This is a genomic window from Cohnella thailandensis, assembly GCF_014212135.1.
Taxonomy (GTDB): Bacteria; Bacillota; Bacilli; order Paenibacillales; family Paenibacillaceae; genus Cohnella; species Cohnella thailandensis.
Genome location: NZ_JACJVQ010000026.1, coordinates 1 through 22,951 on the forward strand (window position 1 = coordinate 1; position 22,951 = coordinate 22,951).

At 58.3% G+C, this 22,951-nt stretch carries 22 protein-coding genes; 1 reads left to right on the plus strand and 21 read right to left on the minus strand.

Annotation, left to right across the window (positions count from 1 at the left end; translation table 11 throughout):
• Nucleotides 1-370: 370 nt before the first annotated feature.
• The 21 genes from lysS to H7B67_RS27725 form a co-directional block, all read right to left on the minus strand.
• The gene (gene lysS, locus H7B67_RS27625) at nt 371-1,882 is read right to left on the minus strand and encodes a lysine--tRNA ligase (protein WP_185123127.1); all 1,512 of its coding nucleotides are present in this window, start codon (nt 1,880-1,882) and stop codon (nt 371-373) included.
• Between the two features lie 170 nt (nt 1,883-2,052).
• Nucleotides 2,053-2,529 (minus strand): transcription elongation factor GreA, encoded by a 477-nt coding sequence (gene greA / locus H7B67_RS27630; RefSeq protein WP_185123128.1) that lies wholly within the window; start codon nt 2,527-2,529, stop codon nt 2,053-2,055.
• 250 nt (nt 2,530-2,779) lie between these two features.
• Nucleotides 2,780-3,802 (minus strand): tRNA dihydrouridine synthase DusB, encoded by a 1,023-nt coding sequence (gene dusB / locus H7B67_RS27635; RefSeq protein ID WP_185123129.1) that lies wholly within the window; start codon nt 3,800-3,802, stop codon nt 2,780-2,782.
• Between the two features lie 19 nt (nt 3,803-3,821).
• Complete coding sequence (gene folK / locus H7B67_RS27640) at nt 3,822-4,349, minus strand: 2-amino-4-hydroxy-6-hydroxymethyldihydropteridine diphosphokinase (RefSeq protein WP_245364122.1); 528 nt, start codon at nt 4,347-4,349, stop codon at nt 3,822-3,824.
• Complete coding sequence (folB, locus tag H7B67_RS27645; RefSeq protein WP_185123130.1) at nt 4,327-4,719, minus strand: dihydroneopterin aldolase; 393 nt, start codon at nt 4,717-4,719, stop codon at nt 4,327-4,329. The genes folK and folB overlap by 23 nt, the downstream gene beginning before the upstream one ends.
• Nucleotide 4,720: 1 nt before the next feature.
• A complete protein-coding gene (gene folP / locus H7B67_RS27650; RefSeq protein ID WP_185123131.1) occupies nt 4,721-5,578 on the minus strand; it encodes a dihydropteroate synthase in 858 nt (285 codons plus the stop codon).
• The gene (gene pabC / locus H7B67_RS27655; protein WP_185123132.1) at nt 5,575-6,468 is read right to left on the minus strand and encodes an aminodeoxychorismate lyase; all 894 of its coding nucleotides are present in this window, start codon (nt 6,466-6,468) and stop codon (nt 5,575-5,577) included. Before pabC ends, folP begins: the two co-directional genes overlap by 4 nt.
• A complete protein-coding gene (gene pabA, locus H7B67_RS27660; RefSeq protein ID WP_185123133.1) occupies nt 6,465-7,046 on the minus strand; it encodes an aminodeoxychorismate/anthranilate synthase component II in 582 nt (193 codons plus the stop codon). Before pabA ends, pabC begins: the two co-directional genes overlap by 4 nt.
• Before the next feature lie 19 nt (nt 7,047-7,065).
• On the minus strand, nt 7,066-8,682 hold the full coding sequence (locus H7B67_RS27665) for an anthranilate synthase component I family protein (RefSeq protein ID WP_342592643.1): 1,617 nt from the start codon (nt 8,680-8,682) through the stop codon (nt 7,066-7,068).
• A gap of 235 nt (nt 8,683-8,917) precedes the next feature.
• The gene (cysK, locus tag H7B67_RS27670) at nt 8,918-9,856 is read right to left on the minus strand and encodes a cysteine synthase A (RefSeq protein ID WP_185123134.1); all 939 of its coding nucleotides are present in this window, start codon (nt 9,854-9,856) and stop codon (nt 8,918-8,920) included.
• A 213-nt stretch (nt 9,857-10,069) separates the two neighbouring features.
• Nucleotides 10,070-11,047, minus strand: coding sequence for a peptidylprolyl isomerase (locus H7B67_RS27675; protein WP_185123135.1), 978 nt, complete (start codon nt 11,045-11,047; stop codon nt 10,070-10,072).
• Nucleotides 11,044-11,928 (minus strand): Hsp33 family molecular chaperone HslO, encoded by an 885-nt coding sequence (gene hslO, locus H7B67_RS27680; protein WP_185123136.1) that lies wholly within the window; start codon nt 11,926-11,928, stop codon nt 11,044-11,046. The genes H7B67_RS27675 and hslO overlap by 4 nt, the downstream gene beginning before the upstream one ends.
• Before the next feature lie 27 nt (nt 11,929-11,955).
• Entirely contained in the window at nt 11,956-12,738 is a 783-nt protein-coding gene (locus H7B67_RS27685; protein WP_185123137.1) for a type III pantothenate kinase, read from the minus strand.
• Nucleotides 12,735-13,631: a carboxylating nicotinate-nucleotide diphosphorylase gene (gene nadC, locus H7B67_RS27690; protein ID WP_185123138.1), complete on the minus strand. Its 897-nt coding sequence runs from the start codon at nt 13,629-13,631 to the stop codon at nt 12,735-12,737. Before nadC ends, H7B67_RS27685 begins: the two co-directional genes overlap by 4 nt.
• Nucleotides 13,624-15,237 (minus strand): L-aspartate oxidase, encoded by a 1,614-nt coding sequence (gene nadB, locus H7B67_RS27695; RefSeq protein WP_185123139.1) that lies wholly within the window; start codon nt 15,235-15,237, stop codon nt 13,624-13,626. The genes nadC and nadB overlap by 8 nt, the downstream gene beginning before the upstream one ends.
• Nucleotides 15,238-15,271: 34 nt before the next feature.
• Complete coding sequence (gene nadA, locus H7B67_RS27700) at nt 15,272-16,210, minus strand: quinolinate synthase NadA (protein ID WP_185123140.1); 939 nt, start codon at nt 16,208-16,210, stop codon at nt 15,272-15,274.
• 306 nt (nt 16,211-16,516) lie between these two features.
• Nucleotides 16,517-18,517 (minus strand): ATP-dependent zinc metalloprotease FtsH, encoded by a 2,001-nt coding sequence (ftsH, locus tag H7B67_RS27705; protein ID WP_185123141.1) that lies wholly within the window; start codon nt 18,515-18,517, stop codon nt 16,517-16,519.
• A gap of 99 nt (nt 18,518-18,616) precedes the next feature.
• Complete coding sequence (hpt, locus tag H7B67_RS27710) at nt 18,617-19,156, minus strand: hypoxanthine phosphoribosyltransferase (protein WP_185123142.1); 540 nt, start codon at nt 19,154-19,156, stop codon at nt 18,617-18,619.
• 79 nt (nt 19,157-19,235) lie between these two features.
• Entirely contained in the window at nt 19,236-20,645 is a 1,410-nt protein-coding gene (gene tilS / locus H7B67_RS27715) for a tRNA lysidine(34) synthetase TilS (RefSeq protein WP_185123143.1), read from the minus strand.
• Between the two features lie 17 nt (nt 20,646-20,662).
• The gene (locus tag H7B67_RS27720; protein ID WP_342592642.1) at nt 20,663-21,580 is read right to left on the minus strand and encodes a serine/threonine protein kinase; all 918 of its coding nucleotides are present in this window, start codon (nt 21,578-21,580) and stop codon (nt 20,663-20,665) included.
• Entirely contained in the window at nt 21,564-22,313 is a 750-nt protein-coding gene (locus H7B67_RS27725; RefSeq protein ID WP_185123145.1) for a vWA domain-containing protein, read from the minus strand. The genes H7B67_RS27720 and H7B67_RS27725 overlap by 17 nt, the downstream gene beginning before the upstream one ends.
• A gap of 166 nt (nt 22,314-22,479) precedes the next feature.
• Between H7B67_RS27725 and H7B67_RS27730 the strand changes: the two genes are divergently transcribed.
• Complete coding sequence (locus tag H7B67_RS27730; protein WP_185123146.1) at nt 22,480-22,923, plus strand: carboxymuconolactone decarboxylase family protein; 444 nt, start codon at nt 22,480-22,482, stop codon at nt 22,921-22,923.
• Nucleotides 22,924-22,951 lie beyond the last annotated feature (28 nt).

Genomic DNA, 22,951 nt, shown 5'->3' on the forward strand with positions numbered 1-22,951 from the left:
AAAAGGACTTTTGACGGCAGGGTTTCCAGAGGAAATCCCGAGAGTCAAAATGTCCAACATCTGAAGAACCTTGAAGGCTCGTTCTGTACTGCTGGTTTGTCTCGCAAGAACCGAAGCTCTCGCTCGACTTTATTTCATTACGCTCGATGTTCAGTTTTCAAGGAACAAGTTTGTTTCGTTTCTTTCTCGGCCACCGCTCAGCGGCGACTCAAATAATATATCACAGCCGCCCACCCGAACGCAACCCCCTAAACTAAAATAATTCAAAAGAAATCAGAGAGTCCTTTAAAGACAACCGGCCGCAACTCTAAAGAGCTGCGGCCGGTCTGCCGATCGGGCTTGCGAATCTACTATAATCTTAGGTCCATTCTTAGTCCGATTCCCGCATATGAGGGAACAGCAGCACGTCGCGGATGGAAGGCGCGTCCGTCAGGAGCATGATCAGACGGTCGATCCCGATGCCGAGACCGCCGGTCGGCGGCAGGCCGTACTCCAGCGCGCGGATGAAGTCCTCGTCGAGGTCTTGGGCTTCGTCGTTGCCGGCGGCCTTCTCCACCATCTGAGCCGCGAAGCGCTCGCGCTGGTCGATCGGATCGTTCAGCTCGGAGAACGCGTTCGCGTGCTCGCGCGCCACGATGAACAGCTCGAAGCGATCGGTGAAGCGAGGATCCTTCTCGCTCTTCTTAGCAAGCGGCGAGATGTCGACCGGATGACCCGTCACGAACGTCGGCTGAATGAGCGTATGCTCGACGAACGTCTCGAAGAACGCGTTGACGATATGGCCGTACGTCATGTGCGGCTCGACCGGAACCTTGTGCTCCTTCGCCAGGCGATGAGCTTCTTCGTCGGACGTGACCTTCGTGAAGTCGATGCCGACCGCCTTCTCGACAAGCGAGGTCATCGATTCGCGGCGCCATGGCGTCTCCAGATCGACTTCTTGGCCTTGGTAGGTGATCTTCTTCGTGCCGAGTACCTCTTGCGCCAAATGCACGATCAGGTTCTCGGTCAGCTGCATGATATCCTCGTAGTCGGCATAAGCCTCGTACAGCTCCAGCAGCGTGAACTCCGGATTGTGGCGGGTCGAGATGCCTTCGTTGCGGTACACGCGGCCGATCTCGTACACCTTCTCCATGCCGCCGACGATCAAACGCTTTAGATGAAGCTCGATCGCGATCCGCATGTAGAGCTGCATGTCCAGAGCGTTGTGATGCGTGATGAACGGCTTAGCCGCCGCTCCGCCCGCGATAGCATGAAGGGTAGGCGTCTCGACTTCCAGATAGCCCAGCCCGTCCAGATAACGGCGCATCGATTGAATGATCTTCGAGCGGGTGATGAACGTCTTCTGAACCTCGGGATTCACGATGAGGTCGACGTACCGCTGACGATAACGGGTCTCGACGTCCTTAAGACCATGGAACTTGTCCGGCAGAGGAAGCAGCGACTTCGTCAGAACCTCGAGATCGTCCACCTTGATGGAAGTCTCGCCGGTCTTGGTCTTGAAGACGACGCCGGTCACGCCGATAATGTCGCCGATGTCCAGAATGTTGAACGCTTTATACTTGTCCTCCGGCACGGAGTCCGCGCGTACGTAGATTTGGATTTTGCCGCTCAGGTCCTGAATATGCGCGAACGAGGCCTTGCCCATCGAACGCTTCTGCATGATCCGCCCCGCCACCCGAACCGGCACCGCCTTCTCGTCCAGCTCCTCGGTGGACAGCTCCGAATACTCGGCGAGAATAGGGCCCGCTTCGTGCGTGCGGTCGAACTTGACGCCGAACGGGTCGATGCCCAGCTTGCGCAGCTCGTCCAGCTTGTTGCGGCGTATCTGCAGCAGTTCGCTGAGCTCGGCCGCTTCGTTCTGATTCTGATTTTCTTGATCCATGATGGTGATTCCCTCCAACCTATATAGCCTAGCCATAATCCCATTGTACACGGAAATCGCTCGAAATCGTGCAAAAAAGCTTCCCAAGGAAGCTTTTTCAATCATAAGAGCGATCAGAGGCCGTTCAAGACGTCCCGCTGACCGCCCGTTGATGTTGCAAGGCTGATGGCTTACTTTTTGATATCGACGATTTTGTATTGAATGATGCCCGCTGGAACGTTGACTTCGACAACCGTGCCCTTCTTCTTGCCGATGATCGTTTTGCCCACTGGGCTTTCATTGGAGATCTTGTTCTGCAGCGGATCGGATTCCGCCGTTCCCACGATGGTGTATTCCACCACGTCGCCGAATTCCAGATCCTCTACCACGACGGTGGACCCGATGCTTACCGTGTCGAGGTCAATCTCGTCGTTATTGATGATTCTGGCGTTCCGAAGCATCTTCTCGAGAGTAATGATACGCCCTTCGATAAAAGCTTGTTCGTTCTTGGCGTCTTCGTATTCCGAATTCTCGCTGATATCTCCGTAACCAATCGCTACTTTAATCCGTTCGGCCACCTCGCGGCGTTTGACCGATTTAAGGTTCTCCAGCTCTTCTTCGAGCCGTTTAAGCCCATCTGGAGTCAAAAGGACTTCCTTGTCGCTCATCTCACCGATCTCCTGTCAAAGGTATGATTTCCGTGCCGGGCACGGATTGGCTGCAGCTCCTATCGCATTTAGGTTGCTGCCGCAACCAAGCAATCCGTTGCTACTCAATATATGGCGCTTAACCGTTGACATGACACTTGATTGTACGGACAACTCTAAGTCGCGGGTCGCGAATATTGTTAAAGATTATATTTCAACCCCTGGAAAATGTCAATTAGCGGAAAAGCCCCCATATGGAGTCGGACTAGTCTTAATGGACTAGGGCCTCGCCTTGCTCCGGACCGCCCGCTTCGGCTTCTTCCTTAAGAGACTCTACATATTCGTCCAGTCTCTTCGCGACGGCCGCGCGGGACGTCATGTCCATGATCTCGTTCTTCACGCGAGCCGCGTCCGGAAGTCCCTTCAGGTACCAAGCGAGGTGCTTGCGCATCTCCCGAACCGCTTGGCCTTCGCCTTTCAGGTTGATCAGGCGATCCATGTGCAGCAAGGCGATGCGGATCTTCTCTCCGGCATCCGGCTCCGGAAGCAGCTCCCCGGTCGTCAGGTAATGAACGGTGCGGTACAGCATCCATGGGTTGCCGAGCGCGCCGCGTCCGATCATGACGCCGTCCACGCCGGTATGCTTCAGCATGCGTTCCGCGTCCTCCGGGGAGAACACGTCGCCGTTGCCGATAACCGGAATGGATACGGCTTCCTTAACGTCCTTTATAATATCCCAGTTTGCGGTGCCCGTATACAGCTGCTCCCGGGTTCTGCCATGCACGCTGACGGCGGCCCCGCCGGCGCGTTCCACGGCCTGGGCGTTCTCGACCGCGAAGATGTGCTCGTCGTCCCAGCCGATTCTCATCTTGACCGTGACCGGCTTGCTCTTCGCGGCGTCGACCGCATAGGAGACCATCTCGTAAATCTTGTTCGGGTCGAGCAGCCAACGTGCTCCCGCGTCGCACTTCGTGACTTTCGGCACGGGGCAGCCCATGTTGATGTCGATGATGTCCGCGTTCGTGTTGCGATCGACGAAGCGGACGGCCTCGGTCAACGACTCCTTATCCCCTCCGAAAATCTGCAAGCTCAGCGGTTTCTCCCTCTCGTCCACATAGAGCATTTCCAGCGTGCGCTGATTCCCGTGCAGGATCGCTTTGTCGCTGACCATCTCCGCGCAGACGAGTCCGCAGCCGAACTCCTTCGCGATCAACCGGAAAGCGGGGTTGCAGACGCCTGCCATCGGCGCCAGCACCACTTTGTTATTCATTTCGATGTCGCCGATCTTCAGCATGGCGGCAACTCCTCTCGGTTTAAAGCTCTGTCTCCCAGAGCTTCCATAATAGAATTCCTTCCTTCCGCCTGGCCTCGTCCGTCACGAGCTCCTCGCAGGGGAAAAGCCCGCTCTCCGGCAGCCAAACGTCCTGAAGCGGTACGAGCACGAAGGCCCGTTCCTGCATGCGGGGGTGCGGAAGCGTCAGCTCCTGCGTGTCCAGGACAACTCCCTCGTACAGCAATAGATCCAGATCGACCGTGCGGGGTCCCCACCGGATCGTTCTCACCCGTCCGAGCTCGTTCTCGACTTGAAGCAGCCGCCGCAGAAGCTCCGCCGGCGGGAGGCTCGTTCGAAGCGAGACGGCCATATTCAGAAAAGCAGGCTGATCGGTAAATCCGACGGGGTCTGTCTCGTATAGGTTCGACACCCGAACGATCTCGACCCCGTCCGTGTCTCCTAGCCGGCGAATCGATTCCCTTAACGTCGATTCTCTATCTCCAAGGTTGGCGCCCAGCGCCACATAGGCCAAGTGCATCGCGACTTCAATCCTCTGCGGGAACGGCATTGCCGGCCATCTCCCGCGTTCTTCGAAGCTCCACCGTCACTCCGTCGAACGTAATGTCGAAAGGAGGATTCGGCTTCGTTACCGAGACGGTTGCTTCATGGATACTAGTATACGTACCGAGCAACGCGCTTGCAATGTTTCCTGCGAGCGTCTCGATCAGCTTGACCGCGGGACCTTCCACGATCCCCTTCACGAGAGCATGAACCTCCGCATAGTTGACCGTGTCCTCCACGTCGTCGCTGGCCGCCGCGCGGGAGAGGTCCAAGCGCAGATCGAGATCGACGATATATTTCTGTCCCAGCCTATTTTCCTCCGGAATAACGCCATGATACCCGAAAAACACCATCCGCTTCAGAATCATCCGATCCATCTTATTCATCCCCCTTCGCCGCTTGCCTGTATACGATCGCATCGGTCATTCGGGCGGTTCGGACCGCCTGCTTCACGTCATGCACCCGAACCATCTGGCAGCCTTGCAGGATGCCGATCGAGGTCGTCGCGTTCGTCCCTTCCACGACGTCGCCGGCCGGAAGTCCCAGAACCGTGCGGATAAAAAGCTTGCGGGAAGTCGCGAGCAGAACCGGATATCCTAAAGCGACGATCTTGTCCAGATGGCCCATCAGCTCCAGGTTCTCGTCGTAATCCTTGGCGAAGCCGATGCCCGGATCGAGCCAGATGTTCTCGGGCGCGACGCCCGCCGCCTTGGCCCGGTCCAGGCTGCCTTGCAGATCCGCGAGGACGTCCGGCACGAAGTCCAAGTAGTCCCGCACCCGTCGGTTATGCATGAGAATGACGGGGCAGCCGTAATCGGCCGCCACCGCGGCCATCTGGGGATCTTGCTTAAAACCCCATATATCGTTGAGAATGTGGGCGCCTGCTTCCAGCGCCGCGCGCGCCGTCTCCGGCTTGTACGTATCGACGCTGATCGGAAGCTTCACCTGCTCGCGAACCGCTTGGATAACCGGAACGATACGGCGAATCTCTTCTTCCGCCGATACGGGCTCATGCCCGGGACGGGTCGATTCTCCTCCGATGTCGATCAGGTCCGCGCCTTCTTCCTCCATCCGTCGCGCCCGCTCGACGGCCGCATCCACGTCCATGTAGCTGCCTCCGTCCGAGAAGGAATCCGGCGTAATATTCAGAATTCCCATGATAAGCGTGCGATGTCCGAGCTCCAGGCTCAATCCGTCGGGAAATTCGTATTTTCTCTTGTGGAAAATCGGCTTCATGCTCGCATCCGTCCTTTCGTTGCGGCCGATCGGTATTCCTGCATCAGCTTAAAAGTGCGCTCTCCCGGCTTATCCATGCGGATGTCCCCCTGAACCTTGCCGTCCGCGTCTTCCAGACGGATTACGGGCACGAGTTCTTGGATGGAGCTGGTGACGAACGCTTCCTCCGCCCGAAGGAGCTCCTCCCAAGCATAAGCGCCTTCCTCCACTCGCCAGCCTTGAGCCTTCGCCAGCCGAATCACATATCTTCTAGTTACCCCGGCGAGCGGACCGCAACCCAAGGAAGGCGTGCAGAGGGTATCGCCTCGAAACCAGAACACGTTGCTGACCATCCCTTCCACGACATGGCCCGCCGCGTTCAAGAACAGTCCCTCCGTGCCCGGAACCGCTCCTCCGGACGCGAGCTCGCGCTTCGCGAGAATATTATTCATATAATGGAAGGATTTCAACCTGACGTCCGCTTCCGGTTCGCTCCGGCGCAGCTTCAGCAGCCGCAGCGGCTTGCCGCTCCGCTCCTCCGGCTCGTCGGCCGCCTGAGGCTTCGCGTACACGATCTCCGTCGGCTTCCGATAAGGCTCCGCCGGGAGGCCGACCGCGCCGATGCCGGCCGAGACCGACCAGCGAATATAGGCGTCCCGGTCCTGCAGTCCGTTGGCTTCGATCAGCCTCGCCACCGAGCTCCTCATGTGGTCGACATTCGGCGCATATCGGATCCCGAGCGCCTCGCAGCCCTCGGCCAGCCTCTCGGCATGCCACTCCAGCAGCCACGGCTCCCCTTCGTAAGTGCGGAAGGTCTCGAACAGGCCCATCCCATAGAGGAAGCCGTGATCATGGACGGAGATCACGGCTTCCTCGCTGTTCATTAATTGTCCATCGAGCTGTACCTTCATGCTCTCATACCCGACTTATAAGCCAAGAAATTGCGAAGGATCGTCAGGCCGTTGTCCGTCATGATCGATTCGGGATGGAACTGAACGCCTTCGACCACGTATTGCTTATGCCGAAGGCCCATGATCTCCCCGTCTTCGCTCTCCGCGCTGATCTCGAGGGAATCCGGCAGCGTCTCTCTCTTCACCACAAGGGAGTGGTACCGCGTGGCGGTGAACGGCGATTCGACGCCGCTGAAGATCGTCTTGCCGTCGTGAGTAATCTCCGAGGTCTTGCCGTGCATCAGCTTCCCGGCGCGAACGACGTCGCCGCCGAAGGCCTGTCCGATCGATTGATGGCCAAGGCAGACGCCGAAGATCGGAATCTCGCCCTTGAAGCGCTCGATGAGGCCGAGGCTCACTCCCGCTTCGTTCGGCGTGCAAGGCCCGGGCGAGATCAGAATGTGGTCCGGCTTGAGCGCGGCGATTCCGTCCAGGTCGATCTCGTCGTTGCGGTATACCTTGATCTCTTCGCCCAGCTCTCCCAAGTATTGCACCAGGTTATAAGTGAACGAATCGTAGTTGTCGATAACCAGAATCATACCGTTTCCTCCCTACGGGTCAGCCGATTCGGGCGTCCTGCGCCTCTTCCTGCTGCCTTTCTCCGTACTGTACCGCCTTCCAGAGCGCCTTGGCCTTGTTCAAGCATTCGTAGAATTCCCGCTCCGGGTCCGAGTCGATGACGATGCCCGCGCCCGCCTGAATATGGCAGACGCCGTCTTGGACCGCTATCGTTCTTATTATAATATTAAATTCCATATTCCCGGCATAGTCAATCCATCCGAGCGAACCGGTGTAAGGCCCGCGCCGTACCGGCTCCAGTTCCTCGATGATTTCCATGGTGCGGATTTTGGGAGCGCCGGTAATCGTGCCGCCCGGGAAGGCGGCCGCGATCAGATCGAAGGCATCCTTGCCGGAGGCGAGCTTGCCCTCCACCTGCGACACGAGGTGCATCACGTGCGAATAGCGTTCGATCGTCAGCAGCTCCGGAACGTGCACCGTCCCGTACTCGGCGACGCGCCCCAGGTCGTTGCGCTCCAGATCGACCAGCATGATGTGCTCGGCCCGTTCTTTCTCGCTGGCGAGCAGCTCCTCCGCGAGCCCCGCATCCTCATCGGGCGTTCGGCCGCGTCTTCTCGTGCCGGCGATCGGCCTTGCGCTCATCCGGTCTCCGTCCAGCTTCACGAGCAGCTCCGGCGATGCCGAGACGAGCTGGAAATCGGGGAACTGCACGTACCCCATGTAAGGAGACGGATTCACGAGCCTCAGCCATTCATACAGCTCGTCGGGACGCGAGACGATCGGGCGGCTCTGTCTAAGCGACAGGTTCACCTGGAAGACGTCGCCCTGCGAAATGTATCTCTGCACGGCGAGAACCGCTTCCTTGAACCGCTCCTTCGTCATCGCCGTGCGAATCCCCGCGTACCCCTCGATGTCCATCTGCAGCAAATCTTCCGCCAGCGCTTTTTTCATCTTCGCGACCTGACTCGTCGCCGTCTCCTCTTCCGCGATAGCCGCAAAATAATCCCATTCTTCCTTCATCTTATCCACAAGCGAAGAGGCTTCCTCGTAGAGCTTAGCCAGCTCCTCCGGATAGGCCCATGCGGTGCTCGGGATCGGGTGATGGAGAGCGCAGACCAGCTCCGACCGCTCATGATCGAGGATCCATACCTCATTGACCAGAAGGAAAGCGTACTCGGGCAGCTTCAGGTCGTCCGCCGCGAGCTCCGGCAGCCTCTCCAAGGACCTGGCGACGTCGTAGCTGAGATAACCGACAGCGCCTCCGGAGAAGGGAGGAGCCCCTTCGGCCTTCGGGGACCGATGCTTCCCTAACCAGTCTCTGAGAATGGGGAGCGGCTTGCCGGTTATCTTCTCGCTTTCCCCGCTCCCGCCTCGAGGGGTGAACGCCACTCCCTCTCCTCCCCGACCTCTGACGATCGAGTCGGGACGAAGGCCGAGGTACGTGTATCTTCCGCCTTTGCCGCTCTCCAGGACGAAGGCGTGCTCGTCCGCCGACTCCCATGCCCGCTTCCAAAGAAGGATTCGATCCTCGCCACTCCCGAGCGGATACCGTTTGATCATCGGAAGTCTCGTGTACGCCTGCCCTTCCGGGAGACGGAGATTCTCCTCGCCCCATCTCAGCCAATGCTCCAACCAGGTTACAGTTACCTCTCTCACGCTTGTCCTCCTACCGGTGGCCTTCTTCCCGTTCTTGACGATTGAACTAATTATAACCGATCTTGTCCGCTGCACAATCCACGATTGCGGGGGCCGAATTGTCCACTTTATCCCCACAGTTATCCACAGCTTGTGCACATTATGCACAGACATCCTGCGCGTAACTGCTTGCGATAACAGAAAAACCCGATCCGCAGCTGCTGCTGCGAACCGGGTTTCCGATCACGACAGAGAATTAGTTCTCGAAGTTGAACAGCGGAGTGCTCAGATAGCGTTCGCCGTTGGAAGGAACGATAGCGACGACGCGCTTGCCTGCGCCAAGCTCCTTAGCCACCTTAAGAGCGGCATAAATAGCGGCGCCGGAAGAGATGCCGACCAGAAGGCCTTCCTTCTTGGCCACCGTGCGGGCCGTTTCGAAAGCTTCCTCGTTCTCGACCGTAATGACTTGGTCGTAGATTTCGCGGTTCAGGATGTCCGGCACGAAGTTCGCGCCGATCCCTTGGATCTTATGAGGACCTGGCTTGCCGCCCGACAGGATCGGGGAAGCAGCCGGTTCAACGGCCACGATCTTGATGTTCGGGAAGCTCTTCTTCAGGACTTCGCCCGCTCCGGAGATCGTGCCGCCCGTGCCGATACCGGCCACGAACGCGTCCAGCTTGCCGTCGAAGGAGTTGATCGCTTCCACGATCTCCGGACCCGTCGTCTCGCGGTGAATCTTCAGGTTCGCCGGGTTCTTGAACTGTTGCGGCAGGAAGTAGCTAGGGTTCTCGGCAACCAGCTCTTCCGCCTTCTTGACGGCGCCGTTCATGCCTTCGGATCCCGGAGTCAGAACGAGCTCCGCTCCATAAGCGCGAAGCAGGTTGCGGCGCTCCAAGCTCATCGTCTCCGGCATAACGAGGATAGCGCGGTATCCCTTCGCAGCGGCGACGAGCGCCAGGCCGATACCCGTGTTGCCGCTGGTCGGCTCGACGATCGTGTCGCCCGGCTTCAGCTTGCCTTCTTGCTCGGCAACCTCGATCATGCTGATCGCGATCCGATCCTTAACGCTGGAACCCGGATTCTGATATTCAAGCTTAACGTAGATTTCGGCGCTTCCTTCCGGAACGATGCGGTTCAACCGCACTAGCGGCGTATCGCCGATCAGATCCGTGACGTTCTGTACGATTCTTGCCATGACAGAATTCCCTCCCAGATATGGTGCGGCCGAACGCCGCCCCGCTGCTGTTATTCCGACTAATTCTCTCGGCTTTTACACTACGTTCATCTTATCAAACGCGCGGATCAATTGTCAATAGCTGGTCGTTCTAATTGATCGAATTTGTAGGCGGTTCCAAGGCCGGCTCCGATCTATGTAAAAAAGAGACCTGGAGAAGCGTTCTCCCGATCTCTATGGGGTTGGCAGCTGCAAGCCCGATTGCAGAATCCGCGCCTCGTATTTGACCAACAGCTGCTCCTCCAGGTCCGACATCGACACGGATTTCTGAAGAGCCAGCTCGCGATGCGCCTGCTTGCGGGCCTCGTCGGAGTCTACCGCCTGGACGACGTTCCGTCCCGTCAGCTGAATGAGCTCGAAGCCGTTCTCCGTCTCGATGGGACCTGCCGATTGCCCGACGTCCAGGCTCTCGGCCGTGCTCAGCACGTCGGGCGCCACGAACGGATCCCTGGTCGATACCCAGCCGAGATCCCCTCCCGAGTCCGCAGTGAACTCGTCGGTCGAGTATTCAAGCGCAAGCGCCGAGAACTCTTCTCCGTTCTTCAGCTTTCCGAGAGCCTCCTCGGCGACGTCGCCGCTCGGCAAGACGATATGGGAAATTCTCAGCTCCGTTCGAGGGCCGAATTCGTCCTTGTGCTCCTCGAGGTAGTAATCGATCTCCTCGTCGGAGACCGTTACCGGCAGAATCGCCAGCTGTTCCAGCTTCAATCGATAGACGACATCGCGTCGAACCTCTTCCCGTCCCATGCCGAGCTGCTCCAGCATCGAAGCATAGAACTGCTCCTCGCTGTCGTACCCTTGGCTCATTCTGCGCAGTTCCGCCGCGATGTCGTCTTCCGTAACCTCGATCCCCTTCTCTTCCGCCTCTCGGTCGACCGCTATGCAAAGCATGAGGGTTCGGAGCGTCTGCCCCCCGTAGCTTACGAGCAGTTGGTCGATCAACTGCTGCCTGGAGATCGGCGTCCCTCCGACGACGGCGACCGGCTCGTTCAAGCCGTCCGGTCCGCCGGAGGGAGACGTATCCGAAGGCGCGGAGTCGGTAGGGGAAGACTCGGCTTTCCCCGTCGAACAACCCGCCACGCAGAGCAATACCCACGAGAGGGCGAGCAGAACGATCGGTCCCATGCGCCGATTCGTCTGCTTCATGGTCATAATGTCGCTTTCTTCAGAATCTCTTCGAGCTCGGAAGCCTCGAAGCGATAATCCTCGTTGCAGAAGTGGCATTTCACTTCCGCATGTCCGTCCTCGTCGATCAGCTTCCGGAGCTCTTCCCGGCCTAGGCTGACCAACGTCCTCTCCACCCGTTCGCGCGAGCAGAAGCATTCGAAGACCGGCTCGATCGTCTCGTGTATGGTCAGGTCGTCTCCGACAAGGAACTTCAAGATGCCGACCGCATCCTCTCCTTGATCCAGCAATGCCGTGACGTGAGGCATCCCGGCGATCGCCTTCTCGAGACGAACCAATTGCTCTTCTTCGATTCCCGGCATGACTTGGACAATGAAGCCGCCGGCATGCAGGACCGAATTGTCCGTATCGACCAGAACGCCCAATCCGACAGCGGACGGCGTCTGCTCGGAAGAAGCGAAATAATAAGTGAAGTCTTCCGCCAGTTCGCCCGAAATGAGCGGAATGCTTCCCCGATAAGGTTCCTTGAGCCCGAGATCCTTCGTCACGTGCAGGTATCCCGTATGCCCTACCGCTCCGGCGACGTCAAGCTTGCCTTGCGGATTGCTCGGCAGGTGGACGTGAGGGAAATCCGCATAGCCCCTTACCTGCCCGGATGCGGTCGCGTCGACGACGATCTGGCCGATCGGGCCGTCTCCCTTGACCTGCACGGTCAGCTTCTCTTCCCCCTTGAGCATGGCTCCCATCATCGCGGCGGCCGTCGCCGTTCTGCCTAGAGCGGCCGTAGCCGTGGGGTAAGTGTCGTGCCGGCGCTGCATCTCGCCGACGAGCGCGGTCGTGCGCGCGGCGAAGACGCGGATGGCGCCGTTCCAGGCGGTGCCTCGCACCAATTCATCCTTCAATTCCATTCTCTGTAACTCCCTTCATGCCCCGCGTTAAGCATCCTCCGAAGAGCGCACGTTCCGTTCGTATATGATGCGAAGGCCTTCCAGCGTCAGCATCGGGTCGACCACGTCGATTCTCTCCGTCTCCGAAGCGATCATCTCGGCGAGGCCGCCCGTGGCGACCACTTTAGGCGCAATGTTATGTTCCTTGCGAATGCGATTGACGATCCCGTCCACTTGCCCGGCATAGCCGAAAATAATGCCCGACTGCATCGCGGCCACCGTGTTCTTGCCGATGACCTGACGCGGCTTCGACAGCTCGATCCGAGGCAGCTTGGAAGCTCTCATATAAAGCGCTTCGGCCGAGATCCCGATCCCCGGCATGATCACTCCGCCCTGGTACGTACCCGACGCATCGATATAATCGAAGGTTGTCGCCGTCCCGAAATCGACCACGACGAGCGGAGAACCGTACATCTCGATACCGGCTACCGCGTTGACGATCCGGTCCGCGCCGATCTCCTTCGGATTCTCGTACCGGATGTTCAATCCCGTCTTGATCCCCGGTCCGACGATCAGCGGCTCGTGCCCGGCGTACTTGCGGAACAGCCGCTCCATCGTGGACATCAGCGGAGGGACGACGCTGGACAGGATCACTCCTTCGATATCGTCCGCGGTCACTCCGGCGATGCTGAACAGGTTCCGCAGAAGAATCCCGTATTCGTCCACCGTCGAAGACCGATTCGTGCTCAGTCTCCAATGCTCCCTCAGCTTGCGTCCTTCGTACAAGCCGAGAACGATATTCGTATTGCCGACATCGACGACAAGAATCACAGGGAGGCCCCCTTCTTCTCGTTAAGATCCAAGCTGATGTCGAGCGCTTGGAACGAATGCGTCAGACCGCCGACGGAGATAACGTCCACTCCGCTCGCGGCAATCTCCCGAACCCGTTCCGGACGAACGCCGCCGGAAGCTTCGAGAATGACGCGGGAAGCGATTCCTCGAACTTGAACGGCCGCTTCCTTCATGGCCGCCGGGCTCATGTTGTCGAACATGATGATGTCCGCTCCGGCCCGGGCCGCTTCCAAGGCTTGCTCAAGCGATTCCGCTTCGACTTCGATCTTCATCGTGTGCGGGACCCTAGCCTTGGCCGCCGCAACGGCCTCCGGAATTCCTCCCGCCGCCTTGATATGGTTGTCCTTGATCATGACCGCGTCGTACAGGCCGAAGCGATGGTTGTAGCCGCCGCCGATTCGGACCGCGTACTTCTCCAGCGTCCGATGGCCCGGCGTCGTCTTGCGGGTGTCCGCGATCCGGGCGGGGAAGCCTTCGGCCGCATCGGCATAGACGCGGGTAACGGTAGCGATCCCCGACATCCGCTGCAGAAGGTTGAGCGCAAGCCTCTCGCCCGTCAGGATGCTGTGCGAGGAGCCTTCGACGATCGCCAGGACCTTTCCCTTCTCGACTTGATCTCCATCGCTTACCTTCGCTTCGAAGACCAGGGACGGATCCACGACTTCGAACACCATTCGGGCGACGGGAATTCCCGCGATCACTCCGGAAGCCTTCGCATGTATGATCGCTTTGGACTGCTGACCTTCGGGAACGGTCGCCATCGTCGTGACGTCGCCGCCCCCGATATCCTCCGCGAGCCACGCCCGGATCTGTCCGCGAACCGCTTCCTTGGCCGGACCTCCGATTCTCCAGTCGCTCTCCCGTTCAAACATTGCCTAGAACCTCCTCGCTGATCGCTTTATCTCTCTCCAGAATCGTATGCTTCTGCCAATGCGCGTCATCGCGGTTCGGGAAGTCCTCCCGATAATGAGCCCCGCGGCTTTCTTCCCTCGAGATTGCGGCGGACGTCGTCAGAATCGCGCAGGTCAGCAGGTTGGCGAACTCCAGCTCCTCGCGCCTCAGCAAGGCGGATTGGAAAATCGGAAGCTGGCGTTTGAGCTCCTCAAGCCCCTTCGCGAGGCCTTTGGCATTGCGGCGAAGGCCGACATAGCGAACCATGACCTTCTGCAGCTTCAGACGGCGCTCGATGAACGTGCCCATCGGAGGCAGATTGCGCCGCCCGTCGTTGTCCGGGAGCGGCTTGTTATCGGCCTCCGGCAATTGATTAATTCTATCCACAATTCGGCGTCCGAATACGAGCGCTTCGGATAAGGAATTGCTGGCAAGCCTGTTCGCCCCGTGAACGCCCGTCGACGACACTTCCCCGCAAGCGAATAATCTCTTGATATTGGTCTCCCCATGCAGATCCGTTCTTACCCCGCCCATCGTATAATGGGCAGCCGGAGCCACGGGAATCCAATCCGTCGTCATGTCCAATCCGTAGCTGAGGCAGGTCTCGTAAATCGTCGGAAAACGATGCTTGATCAGCTCGGGAGTCTCGTGAGTAATGTCGATATAAACGAACGTGGAGTTCGTCTCCTCCATCTCGCTCACGATCGCTCTCGCCACCACGTCGCGCGGCGCGAGCTCCAGCTGCGGATGATACTTCTCCATGAACCGTTCCCCGCGAATGTTGCGCAGATAAGCGCCTTCTCCGCGAACGGCCTCCGAGACTAGGAAGCGCGGCGCGCCCGGATAACAGAGCGAAGTCGGATGGAACTGGATGAACTCCATGTCCCGAATGACCGCTCCCGCGCGGTAAGCCATCGCGATCCCGTCTCCGGTAGCGACGTCCGGATTGGTCGTATAGCGATAAAGCTGCCCGGTACCCCCGCTGCACAAGACGACCGCTTTGCCGCGGACGACGACCCGCGATCCGTCCGCCTTCTGGACGAGCGCGCCGCGGCATTCTCCGTTATCCGTCAGCAGATCCAGAACGAAATGATCCTCCCAGAGCTCGATCTCCGGCATCTCCTTCGCTTTCATGGCGAGAGCGCGCACGATCTCGTAGCCGGTCGCGTCCCCATTGGCATGAAGAATCCGGCGTTGGCTGTGAGCGCCTTCCTTCGTCAGAGCGAGATGGCCATCCTCTTCGTCGAAGATGGTTCCCAGATCGATCAGCTCCTGAACGCCGTTAGGGCCTTCATGGACAAGAACGTCGACCGCTTCCGGATCGCATAGGCCCACGCCGGCGATAAGGGTATCCTGACGATGGAACTCCGGCGAATCGTCATCGGAGATGACGGCGGCGATGCCTCCTTGGGCATACCTTGTGTTGCTGTCGAACAGCGACTTCTTGGTGATCATGAGCACCCGATTGTTCTTGCTCGACTGGATGGCCGTATACAAGCCGGCGATGCCGGCTCCGATCACGATAACGTCCGTCTCTACCGTAGGCAATTCGTCCATTCGAAAATCTACAATGTAGCGTGGGATCATGGATAAGGACTCCTAATCAAGAGAGTAGCGCATGCTACTTCACTAGCAGCATGCGCTCAAGCGACAGTCGGGCTTTATCGGCTACGTCCTTCGGCACGTGAATCTGAGGCTGCATCGTTTCCAGCGCGCGAACGACCTTCTTGAGATTGTTTACCTTCATGTTCGGACAAACCAGGAACTTGGAGGCGAAGTGGAACGTCTTATCCGGGCTGTCGACCCGAAGCTGGTAGCCGGTTCCGTCCTCGGTGCCGACGATGAATTCCTTATGCTTCGATTCGCGGCAATACTTGAGGATGCCCGTCGTGCTTCCGACGAAATCCGCCATGGCGACGACCTCCGGGCGGCATTCCGGGTGAACGACGAATTCGGCGTTCGGATACTTGGCCCGCATCTCGACGACGTCCTTCACCGTGAGCATGTCGTGCGTGTTGCAGTACCCTTCCCAGATGATCATTTTCTTGTTCGTCTGCTGCTGAACGTAATGGCCGAGGTTCTTGTCGGGGCACCAGATGATCTCGTCCGCGTCGACCGAATTGACGACCTTCACGGCATTGGCCGAGGTGCAGCAAATATCGGTTTCCGCCTTCACGTCCGCGGAGGAATTGATATAAGTGACGACCTTGGCGTTCGGATGCTTGGCCTTCATCTCCCGAAGTCCGATCGGGTTCACCATGTCCGCCATCGGACAGCCGGCGCGTTCGTCCGGAACGAGCACGATCTTGTTCGGCGCGAGAATCTTGGCGCTCTCTCCCATGAAGTGCACTCCGCAGAAAACGATGACGTCCGCATCCGTCTCGGCCGCCTTCTGGGCGAGCAGGAACGAATCCCCGCGAAAATCGGCTACTTCCTGAATTTCGTCCCGTTGATAATAATGGGCGAGAATAATGGCATTCCGTTCCTTCTTGAGCTGCAGAAGCCGTTCCTTTAGCTCGCGATTCTGCTCCGCCTTCCGTTCCAAAGCCAAAGCTTCCATTTGTGTTTAACCCCTCTCCCAAGGCCTGGTGGCTGTCTCTTGGCGCTGATCCCTAATATAATAACGCTGCAACTTGCGTCAACTTTGTGAATATATGCACAAATAATGATCCAAAATGAGCGTCTAACAGCGTTGTTTATCACTAAATTTACACTTGCGGCGGTGCGGTGTCAATTGATCTTGTCCAATTTGTGCGGCAAAAAAATACGGGGGAGATCCCATCATTTTATTAGCGGATAAAGAGCAACAAAAAATCTCCAGTTCCGCTAAGCAGGAACTGGAGATCTTGTAGAAAACAATCCCTTATCAGGTTTCGTCGGAGCCTTCGCCTTCGCGGCGTTGGTCCGGGGCCGGAGGCGAAACTTCGTCGTCCCGAGTCTGAATGCGGACCCGAACGTTGCCGAGCGTATCGACGGTCGGCTCCAGGCTCGTCGGCTCGGAGCTTCCTTCGTCCGAACCTGCGCCCGCGCCGTCGATCGTGCCCTTCTCGAGCAGACGCTTGATCTGATCGAGCTCGAGCGTCTCTTCGTCGAGCAGCGTCTTCGCGATCAGATGAACCTCTTCGGTCTTCTCGGTCAGAAGCTTCTTCGCTCTGTCGTAACATTCGTTAATGATGCGCTGCATCTCTTGGTCGATCTCGTAAGCGATCGTATCGGAATAGTTCTGCTCGTGGCCCAGATCGCGGCCGAGGAACACTTGTCCCTGCGAGCTGCCGAACTGCATCGGTCCAAGCTTGTCGCTCATCCCGTATTCCATGATCATGCTGCGAACGATACCCGTCGCTTGCTTGAAGTCGCTGTAAGCGCCGGTGCCGATCTCGCCGATGAAGAGCTCTTCCGCCACGCGGCCGGCGAGCAGGCCCGTTACTTTATCGAGCAGCTCTTGCTTGGTGACGAGCATGCGGTCTTCCTTCGGCAGCATGATGACATAACCGCCGGCGCGTCCGCGCGGAATGATCGTTACCTTGTGAACCATGTCGGCATGCTCCAGGAAGTAGCCGACGATCGTGTGACCGGTCTCGTGATAAGCGACGATTCTCTTCTCGCGATCGCTGATCACGCGGCTCTTCTTCTCGGTACCGACGATGACGCGGTCGATCGCTTCGTCGACTTCCTGCATCGCGATATCCTTCTTGTTCTTGCGGGCCGCAAGCAGCGCCGCTTCGTTCAGAAGGTTCTCCAGATCGGCGCCGGTGAAGCCGGTCGTCCGCTTGGCGATCGTGTCCAGCTTGACGTCCTTGTTGATCGGCTTGTTGCGGGCATGAACCTTCAGCACCGCTTCGCGTCCCTTCACGTCCGGACGGTCGACCGTGATCTGACGGTCGAAACGGCCCGGGCGCAGGAGAGCCGGATCGAGAATGTCCGGGCGGTTCGTGGCGGCGACGATAATGATGCCTTCGTTCGCGCCGAAGCCGTCCATCTCGACGAGCAATTGGTTCAGCGTCTGCTCGCGCTCGTCGTGCCCGCCTCCGAGGCCGGCGCCCCGTTGACGGCCGACGGCGTCGATTTCGTCAATGAAGATGATACAAGGAGCGTTCTTCTTCGCGTTCTCGAACAGGTCGCGAACGCGGGACGCGCCGACGCCGACGAACATTTCGACGAAGTCGGAGCCCGAGATGCTGAAGAACGGAACGCCGGCTTCGCCCGCTACGGCGCGAGCGAGGAGCGTCTTACCGGTACCCGGAGGACCGACGAGCAGGACGCCCTTCGGAATGCGGGCGCCGAGAGCGGCGAACTTGCGAGGATCCTTCAAGAACTCGACCACTTCGACGAGCTCCTGCTTCTCTTCGTCCGCTCCGGCCACGTCCTCGAACGTGACCCGTTTCTTCTCTTCATTATAAAGACGGGCTTTGCTCTTCCCGAAGTTCATGACCTTGCCGCCGCCGCCCTGAGCCTGATTGATCAGGAAGAAGAACAGGATGAACATGATCACGAACGGGATAATCGACGTCAGGAACGTCAGCCAGAAGCTCTGTCCCTTCATCTTCTGGAACTTCACTTGCGCGCCGTTGTCTACGGCCGTATCGGTCAAATCCTGGATCGCATAGTCAGCTAGAGGGAACCGTCCGCCAAACGTCGAGCTGTTAGAGTCGGCTGGTTTTTCTTTATAATGACCTGTGACCAGGTAAGAACCGTTGTCGACACGAAGAGTAAGGTCCTTAACGTTGTCCTGCCGCACGATGGCGACAAGCTGGTTGTAATTCAATTCCTCCGTCGTCTCGCCTCTGCTGATAAAGAGCTGTACGAGACCTACGGTCACCAAGAATATAAGCAAATAAAAGCCTGTGTTGCGGATGAGACGATTCATCCCTGACCTCCTCTCGACACGCTTACATCATTTTACCATAGCCTGTCTTGGCATCACAATAGAAGTACCCGTCGTTCAGAAACCTGTAACTAGATTAATCTAATTCGAATAGATCTCCGGCTTAAGGATGCCGACGAACGGCAGGTTGCGGTAATTCTCCGCGTAATCCAGCCCGTAGCCGACCACGAAAGCGTCCGGAATCGTGAAGCCGGTGTAGTCCGCGTTCAGATCCACCGTCCGGCGGCCCGGCTTGTCGAAGAGGGCGACGACATGCACGGACTTCGCGTTGCGGCGTTCGAGAACGTCGATAATGTAGCTAAGCGTAAGGCCGCTGTCGATGATGTCCTCGACGATGATGACGTCGCGCCCTTCGACCGAGGTGTCCAGATCCTTTACGATCCGGACCTCTCCGGACGAACGGGTGGAATTGCCGTAGCTGGACACCGCCATGAAGTCCAGGGCGATCGGCACGGAGATGTTCTTAGCCAAGTCCGCCATAAAAATAAAGGCGCCTTTCAGCACGCAAATAACAAGGGGGTTGCGCCCTTGATAGTCGCGACTGATGGCGGCACCCAATTCTTTCACTTTCGTTTGAATCGTTTCTTCCGAGTAGAGTACTTCTTGAATGTCATTCAGCAATGCGAGGACCTCCCGATCCGATTAATACACGGTATGATAACTGTACTTCGTTCATGTCGCCGGATTGGCGATTGTTGCCTTAAGTCTCCGTCTCGACGGCGACGCGCATCAGCTTCGTTTGCTTCGTCCTCTCCGGAAGAGCGTGCCTGGATCTCCTCAATCCGGGAATCCACAGAACGGTTCCCCGGGCGTCGACAAGGAGAGGCACGGAATCCCTAAGGGACTTCGGAACCTTAGCGTCAACGAACATATCTTGCACTTTTTTGGAGCCGTTTAATCCGATGGGTTCGAATCGGTCGCCCGTTCTCCGATTGCGAACGGTCAAGGGAAGCTTAAGCCGCGATTCGTCGAAAAAAGCCTCCGTTCGGTACTCCGACGGATTGTCGCAGGCCGCGAACGTTCGCTCGAACCGAAGGACGGCCCGCGCTTCGGGAATCCGGAGAACCGGATCCGACTCGTTCACCTTATATTCGAAGCTTCCGGTTGCCTGCGGCCGAGGTCCTATGTAGACCCGCTCGTATTCGCGTACGAGAACCCAGCCGTTCCCGATATCGAGACTGCCCGTGGTCCGCTGCTCCGAGGACACCGCGGCCGCGGCCTCGGTCACCCCATCGTAATCGAGGATCTGAGCCTGCGGCGTGACGTAGTTTAATATTAGTTTAATCAATCTGCGTTGTAAAGCAACGTGGAGGCCGCAGAACCGCCTCCGGTCAACCGTCCAGCCCTCCCCTGCGCGAGTGACCGACTCCGCGAAAGCCCTGCGGGCTTCCTGTTCCATATAATCGTTATCGACGGCTGCGGTCTCGGCCAACCTGCGGAGAGCCCCTTTGATTCTCGGGTTGTACCGCTCGAGAAACGGCAGCACGTCTAGGCGTACGGCATTGCGGAAATACTTCCTCTTCGAATTGCTGCTGTCCGTCGCATAGGGAATTCCATTGCGGGACGCGTAATCAAGAAGTTCACATTTGGGTATACGCAAGAGCGGGCGAATCAGTTCCAATTCCTTTTCGCTGCGCGTACCGGCAATTCCTGCCAGCCCTTCGATTCCCGTCCCCCGAACGATTCGCATCAGGACGGTTTCGGCTTGGTCGTCGGCATGATGCCCGAGCGCGATATAGGAAGCGCCGTGACGCCGGGCCGTCTCGATCAGATATTCGTACCGCCGCTCCCGGGACGCTTCCTGCGGATTCATCCCCGACTCTTCGATGTAAGCCGGCATATCGATGGCGGCCGATTCGAAGCGAATGCCCCATTCCCTCGCGACCCCGCGAACCAGCGCCTCCTCCGCGTCCGATTCTTCTCCGCGGAATTTATGATTCACATGGGCGGCAATAAGAGAGAAGCCGTCCCCGTCCGAGAGCGACTTCAACAGGTGGAGCAGAGCCATGGAGTCCGGGCCGCCCGACACGGCGGCGACGACGGCCGTTCCCGGGCTCCGCCACTTCTCTCCCCGGGTCCAGGACTCGAACCGGAGCAGAAGCTCGTCCATTGCGCATCGTACTCCTTTCAACTGAACAACCATATCGCCATCAAGGAGATGCACAGAAGGAGGGACAGCGCGAATACTCCGGCCATCCACCCGGGCACCCTCGGCGCGGACGGGCTCTTGGCCCCGCTCGCCGCGTGAACCGCTTCGCGCCAGCTCTCCGCCGCCTCTTGCGTCGATTCGAATCGGCCGTGCAAGGCTCTCTCGAACCAGCCCGACAAGGGCTTCAGGCTCGGATGGGACTTCACCAGCCCGAGCAGCTCGCCCGGATCCCGGTTCTGGGGAAGCAGCGTACGGGTCAGATACAGGAGCCGCTTCTCGTCGAGCGCGTGAATCCATAGAACCGCCGTGCTGAACCAGTCGTAGGCGGGATCGGCCGTCCGGCTGCCCGCTGACCAGTAGCCCCGATCGTAGATCTCGGTGAACTGGCGAATGCCCCGCCCGCTCGCGGTCATGCCGCCGTAATCGACAAGGGCGATGCGCCCGTAATCGCTGACGAGGATGTTGTCGTTCTTAATGTCGCCGAAGACCCATCCCGCCTCATGGAGCTCGGATAAACGCCTCAATAACCGGTAGCCGATGACCCCGAACCACTCCGTCCCGTGCTTGCGCAGATAGGTGCGAACCGCGGTGCCCGGCACGTACTGCATGACATAGAAAGGAACCTGATTGCCGCTTAGCATCGCGTCGTCCACGTCGAGCAGGAAAGGCTGTTTCTTCTCCCGGTGGTCAAGGGACGCGAGGATGTTCGCTTCCGCCTGCAGGTCGGAGACGTCCTTGCCCAGCTTTATCGCGCAGGCAGCGCGTCCGTACGTAGCCAGATAAACCTGACCGTTCGCTCCGACGCCTAGCAACCTCTCCAACTTATATTTTCTTCCGTTCCACTTGCCGGTCAGAATCGTGCCCGGTGACAGCTGCTTCTCAGACGACGTAGCCACTCCGCATCCCATCCGTATCGTCTTGCTTCAATAAAGAAGCAGGATGTACATCTTCTGTCATGATCTTACCATAACTTTCGCGGAAATACTCGATCGCGCGCAGAAGCGCCGGCCCCGTCGGGGTCGTGCCCCGCATGCGCAGCTTCCCGAACAGCGAGCCGAACCGCTCGGTGGAAGACGTCCATGGCGTATCCAGCACGCAAGGCTCCTGCTCTCCCGGGAAGTGAAACACGGCCGCCATGCTTTCGCCGGTACGGGCCTGCAGGCTAAGCGATAAATCCCGAATCGCTTCTTCCACGGCGAGCAGCTTCGGCTTCATGCTGGCGCTCGCATCGATTACTAGAGCGACGCGCAGCGGCGTCGTCTCTCCCATGTCTTCCATGACCCGTACCACTTCGGCGCGCTTAGGCGGCGGCAAAGCTTCCACGGAGGAAACCCCGAACACTTGCCGAAGCTCTTGGTTGACGGCCTGGCGGATCGTTCCGACGACCGTCTGCCGGGTCATCATCTGCACGGTCTGGGACAGCTGCTTCGTGGAGACGATCCGGCTCATCCCGCCCCCGGCTCTCGCAATCTCGGCAATCTCCGAGGCGCCGTATTCGCCGATGCTTCCGTCGTCGATCACTCCCGCCACGTTCACGATAATTCCTTCCTCGTACGCCTGGGCCGCCGCCACGACGGGACTTACGCCGACATTGGATCCGCCGTCCGTAATGAGCAGAATCTGATTCATGAGCAGATTGCACCTCTTTCTCTTCATCTCTATTAAATCATTGTCGCCAAGGGATGAGAGAATTAACCGCCCGGGCCGATTTTCCTCCGCTTTGTCACAAACCCGGACCGTACGTTGTCTTCTTATAGGAAGTCAAAAAACCCATCCCTAGCAGGAGGTATTCGACATGAAGGCAAGAATCAATCATATGACGGCAAATCCGGGCGCTTATAAAGCGCTGATGGCGTTGGAGAATTTCGCGCAAGGCCGGGGAATCGAGCAGGAGCTCTACGAATTGATCAAGATTCGCGCGTCCCAGATCAACGGCTGCTCCTTCTGTCTCGACATGCACGTCAAAGACATGATGAAAATATCGAACAATCTCGAGAGGACGACGCTCGTCTCCGTATGGCGGGAAGCTCCTTGCTACACCGACGCCGAGAAAGCCGCGCTGGCGCTGACCGAAGCGGTCACGAAGCTGAGCGAAGACGGCGTTCCGCAAGAGGTTTACGACAAGGCTAGGGAATATTTCGACGAAGCGGAGTTCGTCGATCTGATCATGGCGATCAACGCCATCAATTGCTGGAACCGGATTGCCGTGTCGACGGGCATGTATCCGGGCTGCTTCTAATTGGGAAAATAGCAGGAAACCAAGAAGG

What these genes read in the sequence shown, in the direction of transcription:
- H7B67_RS27675 (WP_185123135.1), bottom strand. Translation starts at nt 11,047, where the DNA reads ATGACCATGAAGCAGACGAATCGGCGCATGGGACCGATCGTTCTGCTC.
- nadC (WP_185123138.1), bottom strand. Translation starts at nt 13,631, where the DNA reads ATGTTTGAACGGGAGAGCGACTGGAGAATCGGAGGTCCGGCCAAGGAA.
- tilS (WP_185123143.1), bottom strand. Translation starts at nt 20,645, where the DNA reads ATGGACGAGCTTCTGCTCCGGTTCGAGTCCTGGACCCGGGGAGAGAAG.
- cysK (WP_185123134.1), bottom strand. Translation starts at nt 9,856, where the DNA reads ATGGCAAGAATCGTACAGAACGTCACGGATCTGATCGGCGATACGCCG.
- pabA (WP_185123133.1), bottom strand. Translation starts at nt 7,046, where the DNA reads ATGATTCTGGTTATCGACAACTACGATTCGTTCACTTATAACCTGGTG.
- dusB (WP_185123129.1), bottom strand. Translation starts at nt 3,802, where the DNA reads ATGCTGAAGATCGGCGACATCGAAATGAATAACAAAGTGGTGCTGGCG.
- folP (WP_185123131.1), bottom strand. Translation starts at nt 5,578, where the DNA reads ATGAAGCCGATTTTCCACAAGAGAAAATACGAATTTCCCGACGGATTG.
- nadA (WP_185123140.1), bottom strand. Translation starts at nt 16,210, where the DNA reads ATGGAAGCTTTGGCTTTGGAACGGAAGGCGGAGCAGAATCGCGAGCTA.
- lysS (WP_185123127.1), bottom strand. Translation starts at nt 1,882, where the DNA reads ATGGATCAAGAAAATCAGAATCAGAACGAAGCGGCCGAGCTCAGCGAA.
- pabC (WP_185123132.1), bottom strand. Translation starts at nt 6,468, where the DNA reads ATGAAGGTACAGCTCGATGGACAATTAATGAACAGCGAGGAAGCCGTG.
- H7B67_RS27730 (WP_185123146.1), top strand. Translation starts at nt 22,480, where the DNA reads ATGAAGGCAAGAATCAATCATATGACGGCAAATCCGGGCGCTTATAAA.
- nadB (WP_185123139.1), bottom strand. Translation starts at nt 15,237, where the DNA reads ATGATCCCACGCTACATTGTAGATTTTCGAATGGACGAATTGCCTACG.
- ftsH (WP_185123141.1), bottom strand. Translation starts at nt 18,517, where the DNA reads ATGAATCGTCTCATCCGCAACACAGGCTTTTATTTGCTTATATTCTTG.
- folK (WP_245364122.1), bottom strand. Translation starts at nt 4,349, where the DNA reads ATGCCGTTCCCGCAGAGGATTGAAGTCGCGATGCACTTGGCCTATGTG.
- greA (WP_185123128.1), bottom strand. Translation starts at nt 2,529, where the DNA reads ATGAGCGACAAGGAAGTCCTTTTGACTCCAGATGGGCTTAAACGGCTC.
- hslO (WP_185123136.1), bottom strand. Translation starts at nt 11,928, where the DNA reads ATGGAATTGAAGGATGAATTGGTGCGAGGCACCGCCTGGAACGGCGCC.
- H7B67_RS27725 (WP_185123145.1), bottom strand. Translation starts at nt 22,313, where the DNA reads ATGAATCAGATTCTGCTCATTACGGACGGCGGATCCAATGTCGGCGTA.
- folB (WP_185123130.1), bottom strand. Translation starts at nt 4,719, where the DNA reads ATGGATCGGATGATTCTGAAGCGGATGGTGTTTTTCGGGTATCATGGC.